This window comes from Leptotrichia shahii (assembly GCF_008327825.1).
In the GTDB taxonomy this organism is placed as follows: domain Bacteria; phylum Fusobacteriota; class Fusobacteriia; order Fusobacteriales; family Leptotrichiaceae; genus Leptotrichia; species Leptotrichia shahii.
Window position 1 is genome coordinate 705,181 of record NZ_AP019827.1, and the last position, 18,717, is coordinate 723,897.

At 29.6% G+C, this 18,717-nt stretch carries 20 protein-coding genes; 18 read left to right on the plus strand and 2 right to left on the minus strand.

Going from position 1 to position 18,717, the window contains the following annotated elements; all coding sequences use genetic code 11:
- Positions 1-33: 33 nt before the first annotated feature.
- Together F1564_RS03195 and F1564_RS03200 are read right to left on the minus strand one after the other, a co-directional pair.
- Entirely contained in the window at positions 34-777 is a 744-nt protein-coding gene (locus tag F1564_RS03195; RefSeq protein WP_018450397.1) for a gamma-glutamyl-gamma-aminobutyrate hydrolase family protein, read from the minus strand.
- 66 nt (positions 778-843) lie between these two features.
- The gene (locus tag F1564_RS03200) at positions 844-1,623 is read right to left on the minus strand and encodes a nucleotidyltransferase domain-containing protein (RefSeq protein ID WP_018450396.1); all 780 of its coding nucleotides are present in this window, start codon (positions 1,621-1,623) and stop codon (positions 844-846) included.
- 173 nt (positions 1,624-1,796) lie between these two features.
- On the opposite strand from F1564_RS03200, the gene nikA reads away from it, so the two are divergent.
- From nikA to F1564_RS03290, 18 genes are all read left to right on the plus strand, one after another.
- Complete coding sequence (gene nikA, locus F1564_RS03205; RefSeq protein ID WP_018450395.1) at positions 1,797-3,383, plus strand: nickel ABC transporter substrate-binding protein; 1,587 nt, start codon at positions 1,797-1,799, stop codon at positions 3,381-3,383.
- A gap of 15 nt (positions 3,384-3,398) precedes the next feature.
- Positions 3,399-4,337 (plus strand): nickel/cobalt ABC transporter permease, encoded by a 939-nt coding sequence (gene opp1B, locus F1564_RS03210; RefSeq protein ID WP_018450394.1) that lies wholly within the window; start codon positions 3,399-3,401, stop codon positions 4,335-4,337.
- Positions 4,338-5,141: a nickel/cobalt ABC transporter permease gene (gene opp1C, locus F1564_RS03215; protein ID WP_018450393.1), complete on the plus strand. Its 804-nt coding sequence runs from the start codon at positions 4,338-4,340 to the stop codon at positions 5,139-5,141.
- Between the two features lie 17 nt (positions 5,142-5,158).
- Entirely contained in the window at positions 5,159-5,959 is an 801-nt protein-coding gene (locus tag F1564_RS03220; protein WP_018450392.1) for an ABC transporter ATP-binding protein, read from the plus strand.
- Between the two features lie 46 nt (positions 5,960-6,005).
- Positions 6,006-6,785, plus strand: a complete 780-nt coding sequence (locus F1564_RS03225; RefSeq protein ID WP_018450391.1) for an ABC transporter ATP-binding protein — start codon at positions 6,006-6,008, stop codon at positions 6,783-6,785.
- Positions 6,786-6,951: 166 nt separating this feature from the next.
- On the plus strand, positions 6,952-7,845 hold the full coding sequence (locus tag F1564_RS03230) for a LysR family transcriptional regulator (protein ID WP_018450390.1): 894 nt from the start codon (positions 6,952-6,954) through the stop codon (positions 7,843-7,845).
- 154 nt (positions 7,846-7,999) lie between these two features.
- Positions 8,000-8,584 carry a D-sedoheptulose 7-phosphate isomerase gene (gene gmhA, locus F1564_RS03235; protein ID WP_018450389.1) on the plus strand — a complete coding sequence of 195 codons (585 nt, stop codon included), beginning with the start codon at positions 8,000-8,002 and terminating at the stop codon, positions 8,582-8,584.
- A gap of 134 nt (positions 8,585-8,718) precedes the next feature.
- Complete coding sequence (locus F1564_RS03240) at positions 8,719-9,075, plus strand: MliC family protein (protein ID WP_018450388.1); 357 nt, start codon at positions 8,719-8,721, stop codon at positions 9,073-9,075.
- A 362-nt stretch (positions 9,076-9,437) separates the two neighbouring features.
- Positions 9,438-11,045, plus strand: a complete 1,608-nt coding sequence (gene cls, locus F1564_RS03245) for a cardiolipin synthase (protein ID WP_018450387.1) — start codon at positions 9,438-9,440, stop codon at positions 11,043-11,045.
- A gap of 32 nt (positions 11,046-11,077) precedes the next feature.
- Positions 11,078-12,154, plus strand: a complete 1,077-nt coding sequence (gene truB / locus F1564_RS03250) for a tRNA pseudouridine(55) synthase TruB (protein ID WP_018450386.1) — start codon at positions 11,078-11,080, stop codon at positions 12,152-12,154.
- Between the two features lie 32 nt (positions 12,155-12,186).
- Positions 12,187-13,770, plus strand: a complete 1,584-nt coding sequence (locus tag F1564_RS03255; RefSeq protein ID WP_018450385.1) for a hypothetical protein — start codon at positions 12,187-12,189, stop codon at positions 13,768-13,770.
- A 79-nt stretch (positions 13,771-13,849) separates the two neighbouring features.
- Complete coding sequence (gene ruvC / locus F1564_RS03260; protein WP_018450384.1) at positions 13,850-14,419, plus strand: crossover junction endodeoxyribonuclease RuvC; 570 nt, start codon at positions 13,850-13,852, stop codon at positions 14,417-14,419.
- Between the two features lie 42 nt (positions 14,420-14,461).
- The gene (locus F1564_RS03265; protein WP_018450383.1) at positions 14,462-14,923 is read left to right on the plus strand and encodes a tRNA (cytidine(34)-2'-O)-methyltransferase; all 462 of its coding nucleotides are present in this window, start codon (positions 14,462-14,464) and stop codon (positions 14,921-14,923) included.
- Between the two features lie 18 nt (positions 14,924-14,941).
- Complete coding sequence (locus tag F1564_RS03270; RefSeq protein ID WP_018450382.1) at positions 14,942-15,865, plus strand: hypothetical protein; 924 nt, start codon at positions 14,942-14,944, stop codon at positions 15,863-15,865.
- A gap of 36 nt (positions 15,866-15,901) precedes the next feature.
- Positions 15,902-16,771: a thymidylate synthase gene (gene thyA / locus F1564_RS03275; protein WP_018450381.1), complete on the plus strand. Its 870-nt coding sequence runs from the start codon at positions 15,902-15,904 to the stop codon at positions 16,769-16,771.
- Between the two features lie 117 nt (positions 16,772-16,888).
- Complete coding sequence (locus tag F1564_RS03280; RefSeq protein ID WP_018450380.1) at positions 16,889-17,407, plus strand: dihydrofolate reductase; 519 nt, start codon at positions 16,889-16,891, stop codon at positions 17,405-17,407.
- A gap of 18 nt (positions 17,408-17,425) precedes the next feature.
- Positions 17,426-17,980 carry a TetR/AcrR family transcriptional regulator gene (locus tag F1564_RS03285; protein ID WP_018450379.1) on the plus strand — a complete coding sequence of 185 codons (555 nt, stop codon included), beginning with the start codon at positions 17,426-17,428 and terminating at the stop codon, positions 17,978-17,980.
- Between the two features lie 34 nt (positions 17,981-18,014).
- On the plus strand, positions 18,015-18,695 hold the full coding sequence (locus F1564_RS03290) for a lysophospholipid acyltransferase family protein (protein WP_018450378.1): 681 nt from the start codon (positions 18,015-18,017) through the stop codon (positions 18,693-18,695).
- Positions 18,696-18,717 lie beyond the last annotated feature (22 nt).

Genomic DNA, 18,717 nt, shown 5'->3' on the forward strand with positions numbered 1-18,717 from the left:
AGTCTTTTCTTAATTTTATAAAAAAATCGTAAATTAATCTTTTTTTCTTAAACTTACTTCATTTATGAATTTTTTAAATAATTTTTGTGCAAGTTCATCATTAATTGCCATCATTTCTGGATGCCATTGGACTCCAATGATAAAAGTTTTATTTGAAATATTTTCAATTGCTTCAATTACTCCATCTGTACTTTTTGCAATTGTAGAAAATCCTGGTGCTAGCTGGTTTATCGTTTGGTGATGGTAACTGTTTATAAATCCAATCCCTTCAGGATAAATGTCGCTTAAAAAGCAGTTGGTTGCTACAGAAATAGAATGAGTTGGAGTATGGGCTCTAGCCTTTTGAAAATGCTTTATTTTAACATTTTCATCATAAGAAAGATCTTGGTAAAGTGATCCGCCACATTCAACATTAATTATCTGCATTCCACGGCAAATTCCGAAGATTGGCTTTTCATAGGTAATTGCATAACGGATAAGAAGTGAGTCAAATTTATCACGTTCTGGAAAAATTTCTCCTAGTTTCTCTTTTGGCTCTTCCCCGTAAAGAAGCGGAAAAACATCATTTCCCCCAGTTAAAATTATTCCATCCACACTTTTTACAAATTCCTCAATGATGTCTTCGTGCTCATTCAAAGGTAGAATATGTGGCACTCCACCAGCATTTATGACGGCATTAATATAGGAAACATCCACATAAGATCGTTTATATCCAGCAAATAGCCCTTTTTCCAGTCCAAGTATATTACTTGAGATTCCAATAATAGGTTTTTTCATAGTTTTCCTCCGAGTTGTAAAAATATATATGAATTTAAGCATATATTTTTCTGTTAGTCAATTATTTTATATGATTTTTTTTATATTATCAACAATTTGTTCAAGAGTTTCCATAAAAAAAATATTTTTTTCTTCCAAATACATATATGAAAATAATAAATTTAAGTTTTCTTCAAAATTTTTAGGTAAAATTTTACATTGTTTTTTACAAAGCTGAACTAATCGTTTTTCACCTGGATGTGTTATTTCATTTATTGCGAATAATAAGTCGAAATAAGAGGCTAAAAATTCTGTTATTCTATGATTTATGCTTACAAAGTCTTTTCTTAAAATTGCTTTTTTTATTTGTTTTGGGTATGCTGGCATTGAAGAATCAATTAATTCCAGTTGTCTTTTTATGATATTTTCTCTTAGCTGTTTTGGATAAGGTATTGAATATTTATTTTTATATTTTTCAAGTTTTCCATTTTTGTCGTATAAAATTTTGCATGTAATTAAATTATGCCACATGCAAGTTGTGTAGGAATTGCTCGGCTGACATTCAACGACTACCCTTTGAATACCTTTCATAAAGTCTTCCATATCCCGATATAAAATGTCAATTTCAATTCCATTGTTTAAAACACAGTTGTCTTCATATTCCCAAAAGCTATTTCCAATTTCCATATAGCTGCAGAATTTTTGTAGAATATTTTTTCTTTTTTCTTCACTAACTGGTGAAGTTACATAAAGGTATACATCATAGTCTGACTTTTCATCATAATTTGCTCCCGCTCGTGAACCTCCCAATGCGATTGCCTCAACTTCTTCTAATAAAGATAATTCCTTAAATAATTGTTCTACCATTTTTTCCTCCTAAAATTATACTAATAGATATATTTTATCACTAAATATTTGATTTTTCTATAATTTTTTATTTGATTTAAAAATTTTTATAAAAATAATTTGATTATCAAAATAAATAATGATATAATATTTTTGATATAAAAATATTTGATTATAGGAGGATATATTCTAAAATGAAAAAAAAGAAAAATTTTAAATTTTTATTATTGTTGACAGGAATTTTATTGTTTGTGCTGTCTTGTGGAGGAAATGTCAGAAAAAATGCCAGCAAGGACGAGATTATAGCAGCTAATTTCAGGGATATTCGTGACTTGAATCCGCATAATTATGCTGGGGAGCTGTATGCACAGAATATTTTATATGAAGGGCTTGTAACAATTAACAAGGATGGAAGCATTGCACCGCAGCTTGCTGAAAAATGGGAAATTTCAAAGGATGGACGTGAATATACGTTTCATCTGAGAAAAAATGTAGTATTCTCTGATGCAGAAAAATTTGATGCAAAGGCTGTAAAAGCTAACTTTGATGCAATTATGGAAAATAAGGATAGACATGGATGGCTTGAAAGTGTACGACTTTTTGATGGATTTGAAACGCCTGATGACTATACATTTAAAATAAAATTGAAGGAACCATATTATCCAATGCTAATTGAACTTGGTTCAATACGTCCATTCAGATTTATTTCACCCAAAGCTATGAAAAATGGGAAAAGTACAAAAAATGGAGTAGATAAATATGTTGGAACAGGACCTTATGTGCTAAAATCAAATAAAACTGATGAAGAAGCTGTTTTTGAAGTGAATGATAAGTATTGGGGAACAAAGCCAAAAATTAAGAGAATCCGTGTGAAAGTCATTCCTGAAGAGCAAACAAGAGCTTTGGCACTTGAAAAAGGGGATATTGATATTGTGTTTGGACGTGATATGATTGATAGTGAAACATTTAAGAAATTTAAAGATAAAAAAGGATTCTCGGCTATGATGTCTGAACCTGTAGCAACAAGAATGATGCTTGTGAATACAACAAAAGGTGCATTGGCTGATAAGAATGTACGTAAGGCTTTACAGCATGTATTGAATAAAAAAGAAATTTCTGAAGGAATCTTTGAAGGAACTGAAACACCTGCAGATACAATTCTTGCGAAAACAGTGCCTTATGCAAATATTAATGTTCCAGTTTACAATTATTCATTAGACGAAGCTAAAAAATTGCTAGATGCGGCAGGATGGACTGCAGGAGCTGATGGAAAAAGACAAAAAAATGGAAAGCCTTTAATAATTACATTAAATTATAATGCTGACAGTGTAAGTGAAAAGGCAATTTCAGAGTATTTTGCACAACAGCTGGCTAAAATTGGAGTAGAATTAAAAACGGCTGGGGAAGAAGAGCAGTCTTACAGAGATAGAATGAAAAAAGGTGATTTTGATATCGTATTCAATATTTCATGGGGAGTACCTTATGATCCGCAATCATTCCTAGGAGGTATGAGAAAACCTGTTTATGGAGATTATGCGGCACAGCAAGGATTATCTCAAAAGGCACAGATTGATGATTCAATTTTGAAAGGGTTAAAAACAACAAGTGAATCTGAAAGAGCCGAACTGTTTAAATACGTATTGACGACATTGCAAGATGAAGCTGTTTATATTCCAGTTACTTATGAAACAAACAGAGTAATCTTTAATGACAGAGTAAAAGGTGTTAAATTTGGTACATCACTGTATGAAGTGCCATATTATTCAATGAACTTGAAATAAGAAGGAAATTAAGAAATGAAAAAATACATAATAAAAAGAATTTTAATATCAATTCCTTTAATTATTGGAATTACTTTTATTGCATTTTGTCTTATAAATTTAATTCCATCAGATCCAGCAGAAGTGGCTCTGCGTGTAAATGATATTACTCCAACGGATGCAGATATTCACAGAATGCGTGAATTATTGGGATTAAATAGACCATTTTTATTGAGATATTTTGACTGGCTTTGGAAAAGTCTGCATTTTGATTTTGGAATTTCTTATGTGAATACGAATAGGAAAGTTGCAGATGAGATTGCGAGAACTTTACCAGTTACATTGAAATTGGCTGGGATTTCACTTGTTATGATACTGAGCATAAGCATTCCGATTGGAGTGCTTTGTGCTGTTAACAAGAATAGCTCTTTTGACAGAATTACGAGAATCATTGTGTTTTTTGGAACTGCTGTTCCAGATTACTGGCTATCATTAATTTTATTATCAATTTTTGCCTTGAAATTAAATATATTTCCAATAAGCGGGGCAGATTCACTTTTAGGATATATTTTACCTTCATTTGCGCTTAGTATGAGCTATATTTCGACATATATCCGATTAATTCGGACAAATATGATAGAAACTTTGGAAGAAGACCATATTTATTATGCAAAGGTGAGAGGACTTTCAAAAAAATCAATTATTTTTAAGCATGCTCTCAAAAATTCAATCCATTCTTCATTAAATGCACTTGGAATGAGTATTGTAAAACTGGTTGCAGGAACTTTTATAATTGAAAATATATTTGTGCTGCCTGGAATTGGAAGACTTTGTGTACAGGCGATATTTGGACGTGATTATCCAGTAATTCAGGCTTATATACTGCTTATGGGAATTTTGTTTGTTGGATGTAATTTACTGGTGGATATTGTGAACTGCTATATTGATCCAAGGCTTGCAGAAACGGAGGCTTAGATGTTGAAAAAAGTATTAAAAGACAAAGTGGCACTAGTATGTTTAATTATTCTTGCATTAATCATACTTATGGGAATTTTTGCCCCATTTGTTTCTACATACAACCCGCTTGAAGGAAGTATTACTCAGAAATTTAAAAGTCCATCATTTGAGCATTTGCTAGGAACTGATTATATGGGACGTGATACGTTTACAAGGCTTATTTATGGTGTGAGAACGACTTTACTGCTTTCTATTGTTACAATGATTCCAACTATTCTGATTGGACTTGCTGTTGGATTGTTTGCAGGTTATTTTCGAGGAATTGTGGATGAAGTGCTTATGAGATTTTGTGATGTGATGATGTCGTTTCCGAGTCAAGTTATGATTTTAGCCATAATTGGAGCTTTAGGAATAGGAATAAAAAATGTTATTATTGCGAATATTGCTGTAAAATGGATGTGGTATGCAAGAATGATTCGTGGAAATGTAATTCGTCAAAGCGACAGAAATTACATACTTTTTTCAAAAACAATAGGAGCAAGAACATTTTATATTTTCAGAAAACATATTATCCCAATGATAATGCCGGAATTAATCGTGCTAATAACGCTAGATATGGGATGGTTGATTTTAAGCATCTCAACATTATCATTCTTAGGACTGGGAGTACAGGCACCGACACCCGAATGGGGAGCAATGCTTAATGAGGCAAAAAATGTAATCGGTACGAAACCTGAACAAATGATTGCTCCTGGACTTGCTATTGTAATTACAGTTGCAGCTTTTAATTTGTTAGGGGACAGTTTTAAGGATAATAAATAAAGGAGTTTAGGCATAAAATGAAAATATTGGAAGTAAAAAATCTGGAAATAAAGTTAAGAGAAAGTAACAAGGAAATAATAAAAAATATCAGCTTTTCAATGGAAGAAAATACTTGTCTTGGAATTCTTGGGGAAAGTGGAAGTGGAAAAAGTGTTACGTGCAAATCAATTTTAAATATTCTGAATAAAAATTTTGATGTAAAAGGGAAAATTATTTTTAATGGAAAAAATCTGCTTGAATGTAAGGAAGAAGAAATGAGAAAAATTCGTGGAAAGGAAATCTGCATGATTTTGCAAAATCCGATGACTTCATTTGATCCATTATACACAATAGAAAATCAGATGATTGAAACTTTTCTGGAACATAAGAATTTTTCACAGCAGGAAGCAGTAAATTTGGCAAAGGAGTCGCTTGAAAAGATGAGGCTAAAGGATATTGACAGTATTTTGAAAAAGTATCCGCATGAATTGAGCGGCGGAATGCTCCAAAGAATTATGATTGCAATAGCCATCGCACTAAAGCCAAAATTAATCATAGCCGATGAGCCGACGACAGCCATTGATTCACTTAACCAAAAGGATATTATCGAGGAATTTAAAATATTAAAAAATGAGATAAATGCATCAATTCTTTTTGTAACGCATGATTTGGGAATTTTATCATATTTGGCAGACAATCTGATTGTAATGCAAAATGGAAAAATTGTAGAAAGAGGTACAACTTCAGAAATTATAAATAATTATAAACATGAACATACTAATTTTTTAATTGAAACAAGACGGGCTTTGATGAAAAAATTTAAGGAAGTGGCTGATTAAGGTGTTTAATGAAAGTGAGAATAAATAATTGATGGAAGAAGAAAAGATGAGTAGTGAAAATAATATTTTGTTAAAAGTGTCAAATATTACTAAAAGTTATACTGAAAAGAAATTTTTGAAAAAATCAGTAAAGAATGTGTTAAACGATGTTTCGTTTTCACTAAAAAAAGGAAAATGTCTTGGAATTATTGGAGAAAGCGGGAGCGGAAAAAGTACGCTTGGAAGGATTTTGACTGGAATTGAAAATGCTGATAATGGAATCGTTGAATTTGAAGGAAAAAATATTCATGTAAAGAAGAATAAATATCTCAAAAGAGAAATAAGCATTGTTTTTCAAAATTATGTATCTTCTGTAAATCCAAAATTTTCTGTTGCTGAAATTATCGCCGAGCCATTAACAATTGAATCTCGGCTAAAAAAAGATGAAATACAGGAAGAATTAAAAAAATTGATAGAATCTGTAGGGCTTTCTGAAGAATTTTTACAGAGATTTCCCAATGAACTAAGCGGAGGACAGCTTCAAAGAGTGTGTATAGCAAGGGCGATTGCAACAAGACCTAAATTTATTATGCTGGATGAGGCTGTGAGTTCGCTGGATGTTTCAACGCAGGTGGAAATACTGGATTTACTGCAAGAATTGAAGAAAGAGTATAATTTGTCGTATATTTTTGTAACACATGACTTGTTGACAATAACTTATATTTGTGATAGTGTCATATTTTTTAAAGATGGAAAAATTGAAGAGGAAATTTCTGATATAGAAAATTTAAAAAATATAAAAAAAGATTATTCGAGAAAGCTCTTAAATGCAGTAATAGAATTTTGATATTTACATTCACAGAATAAAAATGTTATAATGTAGTAAAATTATTTTAAAATCGAATTTAAAAGTTATAGCTGCTTTATTTAAACTCTAAGATTATGTAATTTTATAAGTTTGATTTTAAGGTTTGAGTATGGTATAAAAAATATATGATTGGAGAAAAATAAGTGTGGATGTACATCATTTAAAAATTTTCTTTGAGGCATGCAAGGAAAAAAGTTTTACTAAAGCTGCAAAAAATTTATTTATAAGTCAATCTGCGGTGTCAATACAAATAAAAAAACTGGAAACAAAATTGGGAATCCAGCTTATTGAAAGAAATTCTAAAAATTTTAGGCTCACTTTTGCAGGAAAAGAACTTTATCGGATGTCAAAGGATGTTTTTGATAAAATTTTGCGGGTAGAAAAGGAAATGGAGAAAATCTCGCATTATGGCAAGGGAAAAATTTGCATAGGAGCGACTCATAATATTGGTGAGCCTGTATTGCCGAGGATTATGGTAGAATTTAAGAAAAATAATCCTGAAATTGAATTTGATTTGTATATTAAGAATCGAGAATCGCTTGTAAGGCATTTGAAGGAAGGAACAGTTGATATTGCCTTAATGGAGGAATATTTTATTGAGGATAAGGAAATAAAGGTAATTGAAACGGAAGAATATCCATTTGTTGTTGTAGCAGGAAGGGAAATATCAGATTACAAGGAATTGAAGGGGATGCAGCTGTTAAAACGGGATACGCTTTTAACAAGTAAATATCTTGATTTGTTTGAAAAAATAATTGGATTTAATTTAGAAAATCGTATTGTAATAAACGGAAGTATTGAAACTATGAAAAATTTTATAAAAAGTGGGCTTGGATTTGCAGTTCTTCCATATTATAGCGTTTATGAAGAAATTGAAAAAGGTGCATTAAAAGTTATTCATAACTTTGAAAAATCTGAGGATAAATTTCAGATTGCCTATATTCGTGAAAATGGAGAAAAATCAGGGATTTCAAAGTTTGTAAAATTTGTAAAAAATTATAAAATTACGCCTGATTTATTTTCAGTAAAAAATAAATAATAATTTATATTAGACCTGTTCGATAACTATACAAACTTAGAATTTAATAAAATAAATATCTTGAAGCAAGGGGTCTTGACCCCTTGTATAGATAAAAAAGTTTAGGTTATCGAACATATCTATTAAATAAATATTTTTTATATGGAGGGAAATTATGCTAAAGGAAAGTATTAGAAATTCGTATTTGACTGCCTTTGAAACTGTAAAGGCATTTGTAGAAAATGAGGAAAATATTGAAAAAACAGAAAAAATTTCACAGGAATTGGCATTGGCTTATAAAAATGGGAAAAAATCACTAATTGCTGGAAATGGTGGAAGTAACTGTGATGCGATGCATTTTGCAGAAGAATTTACAGGGAGATTTAGAAGGGACAGAAAAGCATTGCCATCTATAAGTATTAGTGATTCCTCACATATTACTTGTGTTGGAAATGATTATGGATTTGATTTTATATTTGCAAAAGGTGTGGAGGCATTTGGACAGGAAGGGGACTTTTTCTTTGGAATTTCAACTTCGGGAAATTCTAAAAATGTGATTGAGGCTGTAAAAATGGCAAAAGAAAAAAATCTGAAAACTGTGGCATTGCTTGGAAAAGATGGTGGGAAATTGAAGGGAGAATGTGATTATGAATTTATAATACCTGGTAAAACATCAGACAGGATTCAGGAAGTTCATATGATAGTTTTGCATATTATAATTGAAGGTGTGGAAAGAATTTTATTTCCTGAAAATTATTAAAATAATGTAATTTTACCATAATTCTATTATAAATTAATGGAAATTTATAAGGATTTTAACAGTTTAAAGTGGTATATTCTATTACAGTAAATTTAAGTAAATTTACAAAATTTTGAAGAAAAGAGATGGTAAAGATGACAATATTGAAAAAATCTATGTTTGTATTATCTGTAATGACATTAATTGGTGGAATGAGCTTTGCTGCAGCAGCAAAAACAAAAAAAGCTCGAGTTGCTAAAAAAACAACTGTTAGAAAAGTTGCTTCAGAATCATACACTTGCGGTTCTGAAAAAATAACAGTTGCCTATCCAACAACAAAAACTGCAAGATTAACAACAAAAGAAGGAAAAGTTTATAACTTAAATGTTGCAGTGTCAGGTAGTGGATCAAGATATGTTTCTAAAAATGGAAATATTGAATTTTTCAAAGGCGGAAAAGAGGCTATGTATAGAGGATCTAACGGTATTGAAAAATCTTGTACAAAAAGATAGTTCTAAAAAATAGAATATAAGAATTTTAACTGAATTTAAAAACACGGTTAGCAGATTAGATAAGTAAGATTATCGAATTTGTAAGCTGTGTTTTTATTTTTTGAATAAAGTTCAATATCATAGTAAAACTGATTTAAATCCAAACTCAAAAACTATGACTATTTTACTTAATCTCTAAGTCTATGTGATTTTTTAATAGTTTAATTTTGGACAAGTTTGAGTATAATATTAAATTTTTTGTATTCATCGAAATAGAATGATTGAAAATCTTTGTTAAAAATGATAAAATTATAGAGTATAAATAGAAAAATAAAATTTATATTAGTTTAATAAATACAATAAATAATAGAGAGGAAATTATAATGCATGGATTGGCTATAATTATTTCAACTTGGATAATTCCGTTTGAGAGGATACATTATTTGATTATTATTATTTTAGCGGTGGCGGTGCTGCTGTCAGATAAGTCGCCAAATGCGATGCTTGCTTGGATTTTTACGATTTTTACATTTCCAGTTGGTGGAGCAGTTTTGTATCTTTTATTTGGAATTAATTGGAGAAGAAATAAGATAATTTCAAAAAAGATGAAAGGCGAAGAAAGAAAGCTGTTTTCAAAACTTTTTAACTTTATGCAGCGGGATGTATCCGATATTTTCAGGTCACAGGACTTTTTTTATTATAATCGGCTAAAAAATATAGATGAAAATGCCAATAAAATGTCAAAAACTGAAATTAAGGAAAAAATTCAGGATCAAATTGATACGATGATAACAAATATTGGACTTCCTGCCCAGCAAAGAGAAATTGTAAAAATGCTTTACAGTGCTGAAGGGACTTTTTTGACTAATAATGATTCCTACAAGCTGTTTTACAGCGGGAAAGAGGCTTTTGACTCTATTTTGGAAGATATTGAAAATGCGAAAAATACGATTTATATGGAGTATTTTATTTGGAAAGCTGATGAATTAGGTGAAAGAATAAAAAATGTACTTATAAAAAAGGCACAGGAAGGGGTTAAGATAAAACTGCTTTTTGATGGAGTAGGGACGTGGAAATTGCCGAGAAAATATAAAAAGGAACTTAGAAGTGCTGGAATTGAAATAAGATGGTTCTTAGACGTAAAATTTTTCATTTCCAAGATGAATTATCGGAATCATCGTAAAATAGCCTTGATTGACAATGAAGTAGTACATACTGGCGGAATGAATGTGGGGCAGGAATATATAGACGGTGGAAAGCGGTTTGAAAGCTGGAGAGATACGAATATTAGAATTACTGGGGAAATAATTGGGCAATATCTTGCAATCTTTGTAACAGATTGGCTAAATAGTGGCGGCAAATACAGTTTTGGTGAAGATATAAAGGGTGAAGCGGTTCACGAATTGGAAGGGCAAAAGCCAATTGACAAGCAGGAAAAGATTGAATATCTGATGCAGGTTTCTTCAAGTGGACCTGACACAGAATGGACGACTTTGAAATATTTGTATTCTAAAATGATTGCGACTGCAAAAAAGGAAATTTTAATTCAAAGTCCATATTTTGTGCCTGATACAGATTTAGTTTCTCAGCTGAAAATGGCGTCTCTTTCTGGGGTAAAAATAAAAATAATGCTTACAGGAGTACCTGATAAAAAGATGCCATACTGGATTGCAGAAACTTATTTTGCAGAATTGATAGAGGCTGGAATTGAAATTTTTAGATATAAGGCAGGATTTTTGCACAGTAAAAATGTAATAGTGGATGAAAAAATATCTACAATGGGAACGTGTAATTTTGATATGAGAAGTTTTGAGATAAATTATGAAGTAAATTCGGTATTTTACAATGAGGAAATCAGCAGGGATTTGAAAGAGCAGTTTGGAAAAGACTTGGAAGTGTGTGAAAAGTTTGATGAGGCAAGATTGAAGAAGGTGACTTTTAGAAAACAACTGAGAAATTCTGTATTCAAGTTAATTTCGCCAATAATGTAAATAAATTATAATAATTGTAGAAAGGGAAAAAGATGGAAAAAAATTTCACAAAGGACGGACTTATTCTACTGAATAAAAGTAAAGGAATAAGCTCGTTTGCGGCAATTAATGAGCTAAAAAGAAAAATCAAGGCTAAAAAAGTTGGGCATGCGGGGACATTAGATCCGATGGCTGAAGGGCTTATGATTGTTATGATTAATGATGCTACAAAATTTTCTGATGACCTGATGAAAAAGGAAAAGGAATATTATGTTGAAATGGAACTTGGATACAAAACTGATACTTATGATCTGGAAGGGACGATTATTGAAAGATATGAAGCTGAAATAAATATAAGCAATGCCCAAATAATAAAAGCTGTAAATAGTTTTAAAGGAAAAATAAAACAAATCCCTCCAATGTATTCTGCAGTAAAAGTAGATGGGAAAAAACTTTATGATTTGGCGAGAAAAGGTGTGGAAGTTGAAAGAACAGAAAGAAATGTTCAAATTTCAGAAGTTAGAAAAATAAAAATTGTTCGACCGAATAAAAATTCAAAAGATAATGAAAATATTAAAATTTCATTTTATGTAAAAGTCAGCAGTGGAACTTATATCCGTTCTCTAGTTTACGATATTGGGGAAAAATTGGGAGTTTTTGCTACAATGACAAGGCTTGTGAGAACTAAAATTGGAAGATTTGAAATTGAAGATGCGATTAATTTGGAAAAGGCTGAAGCTGAAATTGATAAATTGAAGGAATTAGTGGAAGCTAAAAGGGAAAATGAATCGTTTTGGGCTACAAAAAGTGAGGCTGTAATCAGAGCTGAAAAAATTCGGGAAATAGTGTGTTTTGTGGAAATAGAATATGTGCTTGACTATTTTGGGATAAATGTTTCCAATGAGAAATATGGAAAATTGAAAAATGGAATGACAGTTATTGACACATTTAAAAAATTTGAAAATATAAGTAAAGAAGTTAATATGAGAAAAAACATTAAAGAAAATCAGAAATTTAAGATTTATGTGAGAAATAGAGATACAAATGAACGGGAATTTCGTGGAATTGTAAAAATTGTAAATATTAAGGGAGATAGGATTTATTTAAAAAGAGATAAATATTTTTTGTAACTTTCAGAATTGAGAAGTGGTGATAATAATATATGAAGAAGTCAAATAAATATGTATTTGATATCGAAGTTTTTCCAAATTATTTTTGTATTGTATTAAAAAAGTTAAACGATGATAAAATATTGATTATTGATTCAGATAATTTTAACCGTCAAAAGAAACTTTTATATGGAGTTATTTCAAAAAATGTGCTAATTTCCTATGCGGGACATAGTTTTGATGATATTGTGATTAATGATCTTTTAAAATACAGAAATTCAAATGTAAATAGGAATAAATTAAATAGTGAAATAAAAATAATAAGAAATATGCCAAAAAATGAGTATAAAAGTGAAAATCACGAATTTAATTCGTATGACTTGGCTTACGAATATAACTTGAATCTTGGAGTAAAAGGGTTTGAGTTTAACTGTGGAGATAATATTGAAGAGCAGGATTTTGCTAATTTTAATTATGTAATAAAAAAAAATATATATGATAAAACTGTTGATAAAGTAATTGACTATTGCCTGCAAGATGTTTTGGCAACTGAAAAAATGTATAATTTTATAATTTCAGAAGAAAGTAACTGGGATGAAAAGGAAAACCTGTTAAATATGCTTACAAATGGCAATTACAGCAATAATATGAAACTTAAAAGAAAGATAAAATATTTAAACTACAGTAATGACAAACTTGTGACTATGCTTTTGGAAAAGAATTCTGATAATTTTAGTCAGACTAGGATAAATTACTCAAAAAGAGTAAAAATAGATGACTATGATAATTATCTTCAGAAAAAAGTGTATAAATTGTCGATAAAAAAAGATCATTTGTATAAATGGCTACTTGAAAATAAAATTTTTCTTGAAATAGATAAAAATATAATAAAAAAAATACCGAGAGATTTGCTTTTAAAATCGTCATTTGCAAAGGATATTTTAAATAGGTATAGAACAAGCATTGTAAAAAGGATAAAAAGAATCTTTGCGAGGGAAGGCATTGAAATGGTGGGAGCATCAGAAAATGATATTTTTATAACAAATGTAACTAATGAGCTTTTAAAGAAAATAAGAAACAAGATAAATCATCAATATCAAGAGATTTTTTTAATAGAAAATGTTGATAAATTTTTGAAAAATAAAAGTTCAATCTTGTATAAAGTTGGAGATAAAGTTAGAGGAATTAATGAATATCATTACAGTAAATTAATTATGCCAAAAAATCATAGATGGATTTCAGAAATTTTAAAATTATATTTTTGGGAAAAAAAAGAGATAGGAACAGCAGTAAGGGAAGTTTTTTCAGAAAACCCCGATATATTTTTTATGTATGCTTCAGTTTATGAAGATATTTATGCTTGTGATGAAAATGGGAAAATGAAATTTGAAAGCAATGAAGTGCTGGATAAATTTAGGAAATATCGGTTATATTTCTCAAGAACAGGATTATATAAAGCTGTAATTCGTAAAGATGAAAAATATTATGAAAAATATGGTTTTGGAGATATTAATGACAACTTGTATAAAGTGAGAAATGTTGAAACAAGCGTAAATGAATTTGAAAATTATGAGGATATTGACTTGGAAAGTTATATTGATTATACTCAAAATTATATAGAAAAATATTTTGGATAGCATATACGGATATCTTGCATACAGCCTTTAGGTGTGATATAATAAAAAAATAAGGAAGTAGAGGAAAATAAAAGAAAATATGAGAATTTTAGGGATAGATCCTGGGACAGCGATAGTGGGATATGCTGTTGTAGATTATGAAAATGGTGAATACAATCCACTCGACTATGGATGTATTTTTACAGATAAGGATGAAGATATGCCAATTAGGCTGGAAAAAATTTATGATGGACTGGAAAACATTATAAAGCTATGGAAACCTGAAGATATGGCTATTGAAGATTTATTTTTCTTTAAAAATCAAAAAACAGTAATAAAAGTAGGACAGGCTCGTGGAGTAATAACTTTAGCAGGACAAAAGAATAATTTAAATTTATACAGTTACACACCGCTTCAAGTAAAAATGGGAATTGCAAGTTATGGAAGAGCTGATAAAAAGCAAATTCAGGAAATGGTAAAGTTAATGTTAAAGTTAGATGAAATTCCAAAGCCTGATGACGCTGCAGATGCCCTTGCCATCGCAATTACTCACATAAATTCTAAAATAGGGTTTGGAAGTTTTGACAGGGGAGATAATATTACAAAAAAATTGAGTAAAATTACTTCTAACCGAATAAAACTGGAAGATTATAAAAAATTAATAAAATAAGTTTATATATAAAAAATTTAAATAGAAAGAATGGTAGATAAAATGAACATAGTTCTATTAAATCCAGAAATACATGTAAATACAGGAAATATAGGAAGAACCTGTGTTTTAACAAATACAAAGCTGCATTTAATAAAACCTCTCGGTTTTGAACTGGATGATAAGAAAATAAAACGTGCGGGACTAGACTACTGGAAAGATGTACAACTTTTCGTGTGGGAAAATTGGGAACACTTCTGGCAGGAAAACATCGAAAACAGCAATGCAAAAATCTATTTTGCAACAACAAAAACAAAACAGAGATATACAGATGTGAAATTTAATGACAGCGATTATATAATGTTTGGGCCTGAATCACGTGGAATACCTGAAGAAATATTGAATAAATACAAGGAAAGCAATATTACGATTCCAATGCTTCCACTTGGACGTTCACTGAATTTGTCGAATGCTGTGGCGGTGGTGCTGTTTGAGGCTTTAAGACAAAATAATTTTGAATATTAAAAAAGTGAAAGGAAAAATATGACATTATCAGAAAATGAAATAAATAAATTATCTAAATATATAAATAAACTTTTTATAGATACTTTTTATAAAGATTATTGTAACTCTAAGTTGTTAAGAAATAATACTTTTCTAGTTAAGAATCCAATGTACCAACAGCAGTTAAAAGAACAAGTGCAAAAATTTGAAAGAATTTTTTATGTTGTAAATACTCAAGTAGCTAAATCAAAAATCGAGATTCCTGCGGGAGTAAAGCATATAAATTGGAATAAATTTTTTTGGTATTATTATACTGAAAAAAGTTTGAAAGATTATATATATTCATCAATAGTGTCGATTTTAAAAAAATTAGAGTATTTTGAAAAAGTAATTGATAAAATATTAAAAAATGAATCAAAAGATTTAACAAAAAATGAATTATTAAAGTTTCGTAATTTTCTTTCTGATATTTTATTGAAATATAATTTGGGAATACAAGAAAATAATGGTGAATATAAATTAGTAAATAAAAATCAAGATATAATTCATATTAGTGAATTTAAATATCTTTCTGGATATAATGATTTGATTTTTCATCTAGAACAAAAAAGATATAAGGATACTGTATCAAATGCTCGAACTTGTTTTGAAGAATTTATTCAAAAAAGTTTAATTAAATTAAATAAAGAAGTAAAAAAAGACAATAAAAAAGATTTTGAAACTTTATTATCAGAGATAAAAATTCATTGTGAAAATTTTAATAATGAAATTTCAGAAAGTGTTAATAAAATATTGCTAGAAACTGCAAAGATTAGGGGAAAATGTAGTAGTGCACATTTTTCTGGCAATATAAATGAAAATATAGCATTATTAGAAATTAATTCTATATTTACTTGTTTATTTTATTTGGATAATTTCGTAAAAAAAATAATGAAATATAAACTAAAGGAGGGAAAATCTTAAAATTGATGTTTTTTGTGATTTTGAGATATATTAAAAATGAAACAATATCTGGATATGGTTAAGTATGTACTTGACAATGGAGTGAAAAAGGAAAACAGGACAGGAGTTGACACAATTTCAACTTTTGCTTATTCATATAAAGTAGATTTGAGCAAAGGTTATCCACTTTTGACAACGAAAAAAATGTATTTTAACTCGATGTTACATGAGTTGTTCTGGTATTTATCGGGAGAAGAGCATATTAAGAACTTGCGAAAAAAGACAAAAATATGGGATGCATGGGCAGATGAGGAAGGAAGGCTGGAAACGGCTTATGGAAGATTCTGGAGAAGATATCCTGTACCTGAAATTTCGCTAGATGGAGAAGTTTTTGCTGATGAAAATAATCCTTGGGTAACTAGAGAAGAAAATGGACAGCTTGTATTTGACCAGATTCAGTATATTATTGACACTCTGAAGGAAATGAAAACAAATCCTAATCACAAAAACGGAAGAAGAATGATAGTTTTAGCTTGGAATCCAGGAAATGCAACAATTAGTAAATTGCCACCGTGTCATTATACTTTTGCGTTTAATGTTCTTGGAAATAAACTTAACTGCCATTTGACTCAAAGAAGCGGAGATATTGCACTTGGGATACCGTTTAATCTAGCTTGTTACTCATTGCTTACAATGATGATTGCAAAAGAATGTGGGTATGAAGTTGGAGAATTTGCTCATACAATAATTGATGCTCATATTTATGAAAATCATATTGAAGGGCTAAAGGAGCAATTGACAAGAGAGCCATTAAAACTTGCAAAAATTAAGATCGCAGACAAGCCGTTTAATGAACTTGCATTTGACGATATTGTGCTGGAAGATTATGAAAGTCATCCTGTGATTAAATTTGAAGTTGCGGTTTAATCCAAAAATTTATACTAAAACTTCTTTAAAACTCAAGTGGAAATCAAATTAAATTTTTACTTGGATTTTAGTGCAGTTTTAGTATAAAAAATAAGATACAGCAGAAAGGTGATGTTGATGTTTAGCTTAATAGTTGCTATTGGGAAAAATAATGAAATTGGAAAAAATAATCAGCTTTTGTGGCATATTCCTGAAGATTTGAAAAATTTTAAGAAAATAACTACTGGGAAAACGGTTATTATGGGAAAAAATACTTATGAAAGCATAGGAAAACCTTTGCCTAATCGTGTGAATATTGTTTTATCAAGAAATTTTTTAGAAATAGGAAAAAAAATAAGTGAAGATAGAAAAAAATATGAAAATGAAACTACAAAGCTGGAATTTTTTGATGATTTTCAAAAGGTTATCGAAAAGTATAAAGATTTCCCAGAGGAAGTTTTTATTATTGGTGGAGGCGAAATTTACAAAAAGTCGCTTGAACTTGGAATTATAACAAGAATTTATATGAGCCATGTTGATTTTTCTGATGATGAGGCAGATACTTATTTTCCAGAGATAGATTTTGAAAAATGGGTAACTTTGACAGAGGAAAATTATGATGGCTGGAAATTTTGTATTTATGAAAAAATAAAATAAGTATCAGAGGAGAAGATAATGCCTAAGCTAAAATTTACAAAAGAAGTAGTGGTTGAGGCTGGATATGAATTGATGAAAAAGAAAGGCTTTCAAAATGTAAGTGTCAGAAAAATTGCAAATTATTTAAAATGTTCCACGGCACCGATTTACTTTAATTTTAGGACAATAGATGAGTTAAAGGAAGAAATTATAAATATGTGCAAGGAAAAATTAAAAAAATATTTGTATGGGAATTATTCAGAAAGAAAAATTTTAAGTGGAGCTATTGGATTTGTAATCTTTGCTAGAGAAGAAAAGGAATTATTTAGAACAATTTTTCTTGATACTACTGAAAGATTTGAAAAACTCTATGAAATGACGCTTAATGAACTTTTAACAAAAGAAAATTTACATGAAAGTTTTCCTGATTTAGAAAAGGAAGAGGCTAAAAATGTTGTAAATAAAATATGGTATTTTTTATTTGGATATGCAACTATGCTTTGTACACGGCTTGATGAAGATTATAGAAAAAATGAAACGAATGAAATCATAGAAAATAAAATATTAGAAATAGTAAAATATTTTCAGATGTAAATCTAAAAAAATGATGAAATAAATGGGAGAAAAAATGAATAAATACAAATTTTTGGGAGCATTTCTTCATTTTATATACAGGATGCTTAGCTTTATGACTAGAAAGGAATATTTTTTTGCAGATGGAGTAGAAATGAATGAGCCTAATATCATTGTTTTCTGGCACAGAAAAATTTTTACAGTTTGTAATGCTACACGAACTATTAAAAAGAAGGCTTCCATCGTAAGTGCATCAAAGGATGGAGAGATATTGGCGGAATTGCTTAGAAGGGAAGGAAATGAGCTTATTCGAGGCTCTTCTAACAAAGATAATATAAAAAGTTTAAAAGAAGCTATGAAATATGCTAAAAGAAAATATAAACTTGGAATTGCTATAGACGGACCAGCAGGACCTATTTTTGAGCCAAAATCTGGTGCAATCTTTATAGCAAAAAAGACAGGAATGCCAATTGTGCCAATCAGCTCCTACTGTAGTAAAAAGTGGATTTTTAAGAATATGTGGGACAAACTTGAAATACCAATGCCGTTTTCAAGATGTGTCCATTATGTTGCAAAGCCATTTTACTTGACACGGGAAAGTTCCATGGAAGAATCAATAGAATTAGTCAAAAAAAGAATACATGAAGCTGGGTACAAAGCATTTGAGATTTATAATAAAAAATATAATAAAAATAAAAAAATTGAATTCAACGAAGAAAGTTTTGGAAAAGAATAAAATATAAATATTTTTATAAATT

Bases quoted from the DNA above. Each gene is read 5' to 3' on its own strand.
- F1564_RS03195 (WP_018450397.1), bottom strand. From the start codon at position 777: ATGAAAAAACCTATTATTGGAATCTCAAGTAATATACTTGGACTGGAA.
- F1564_RS03200 (WP_018450396.1), bottom strand. From the start codon at position 1,623: ATGGTAGAACAATTATTTAAGGAATTATCTTTATTAGAAGAAGTTGAG.
- nikA (WP_018450395.1), top strand. From the start codon at position 1,797: ATGAAAAAAAAGAAAAATTTTAAATTTTTATTATTGTTGACAGGAATT.
- opp1B (WP_018450394.1), top strand. From the start codon at position 3,399: ATGAAAAAATACATAATAAAAAGAATTTTAATATCAATTCCTTTAATT.
- opp1C (WP_018450393.1), top strand. From the start codon at position 4,338: ATGTTGAAAAAAGTATTAAAAGACAAAGTGGCACTAGTATGTTTAATT.
- F1564_RS03220 (WP_018450392.1), top strand. From the start codon at position 5,159: ATGAAAATATTGGAAGTAAAAAATCTGGAAATAAAGTTAAGAGAAAGT.
- F1564_RS03225 (WP_018450391.1), top strand. From the start codon at position 6,006: ATGAGTAGTGAAAATAATATTTTGTTAAAAGTGTCAAATATTACTAAA.
- gmhA (WP_018450389.1), top strand. From the start codon at position 8,000: ATGCTAAAGGAAAGTATTAGAAATTCGTATTTGACTGCCTTTGAAACT.
- F1564_RS03240 (WP_018450388.1), top strand. From the start codon at position 8,719: ATGACAATATTGAAAAAATCTATGTTTGTATTATCTGTAATGACATTA.
- cls (WP_018450387.1), top strand. From the start codon at position 9,438: ATGCATGGATTGGCTATAATTATTTCAACTTGGATAATTCCGTTTGAG.
- truB (WP_018450386.1), top strand. From the start codon at position 11,078: ATGGAAAAAAATTTCACAAAGGACGGACTTATTCTACTGAATAAAAGT.
- F1564_RS03255 (WP_018450385.1), top strand. From the start codon at position 12,187: ATGAAGAAGTCAAATAAATATGTATTTGATATCGAAGTTTTTCCAAAT.
- ruvC (WP_018450384.1), top strand. From the start codon at position 13,850: ATGAGAATTTTAGGGATAGATCCTGGGACAGCGATAGTGGGATATGCT.
- F1564_RS03265 (WP_018450383.1), top strand. From the start codon at position 14,462: ATGAACATAGTTCTATTAAATCCAGAAATACATGTAAATACAGGAAAT.
- F1564_RS03270 (WP_018450382.1), top strand. From the start codon at position 14,942: ATGACATTATCAGAAAATGAAATAAATAAATTATCTAAATATATAAAT.
- thyA (WP_018450381.1), top strand. From the start codon at position 15,902: ATGAAACAATATCTGGATATGGTTAAGTATGTACTTGACAATGGAGTG.
- F1564_RS03280 (WP_018450380.1), top strand. From the start codon at position 16,889: ATGTTTAGCTTAATAGTTGCTATTGGGAAAAATAATGAAATTGGAAAA.
- F1564_RS03285 (WP_018450379.1), top strand. From the start codon at position 17,426: ATGCCTAAGCTAAAATTTACAAAAGAAGTAGTGGTTGAGGCTGGATAT.
- F1564_RS03290 (WP_018450378.1), top strand. From the start codon at position 18,015: ATGAATAAATACAAATTTTTGGGAGCATTTCTTCATTTTATATACAGG.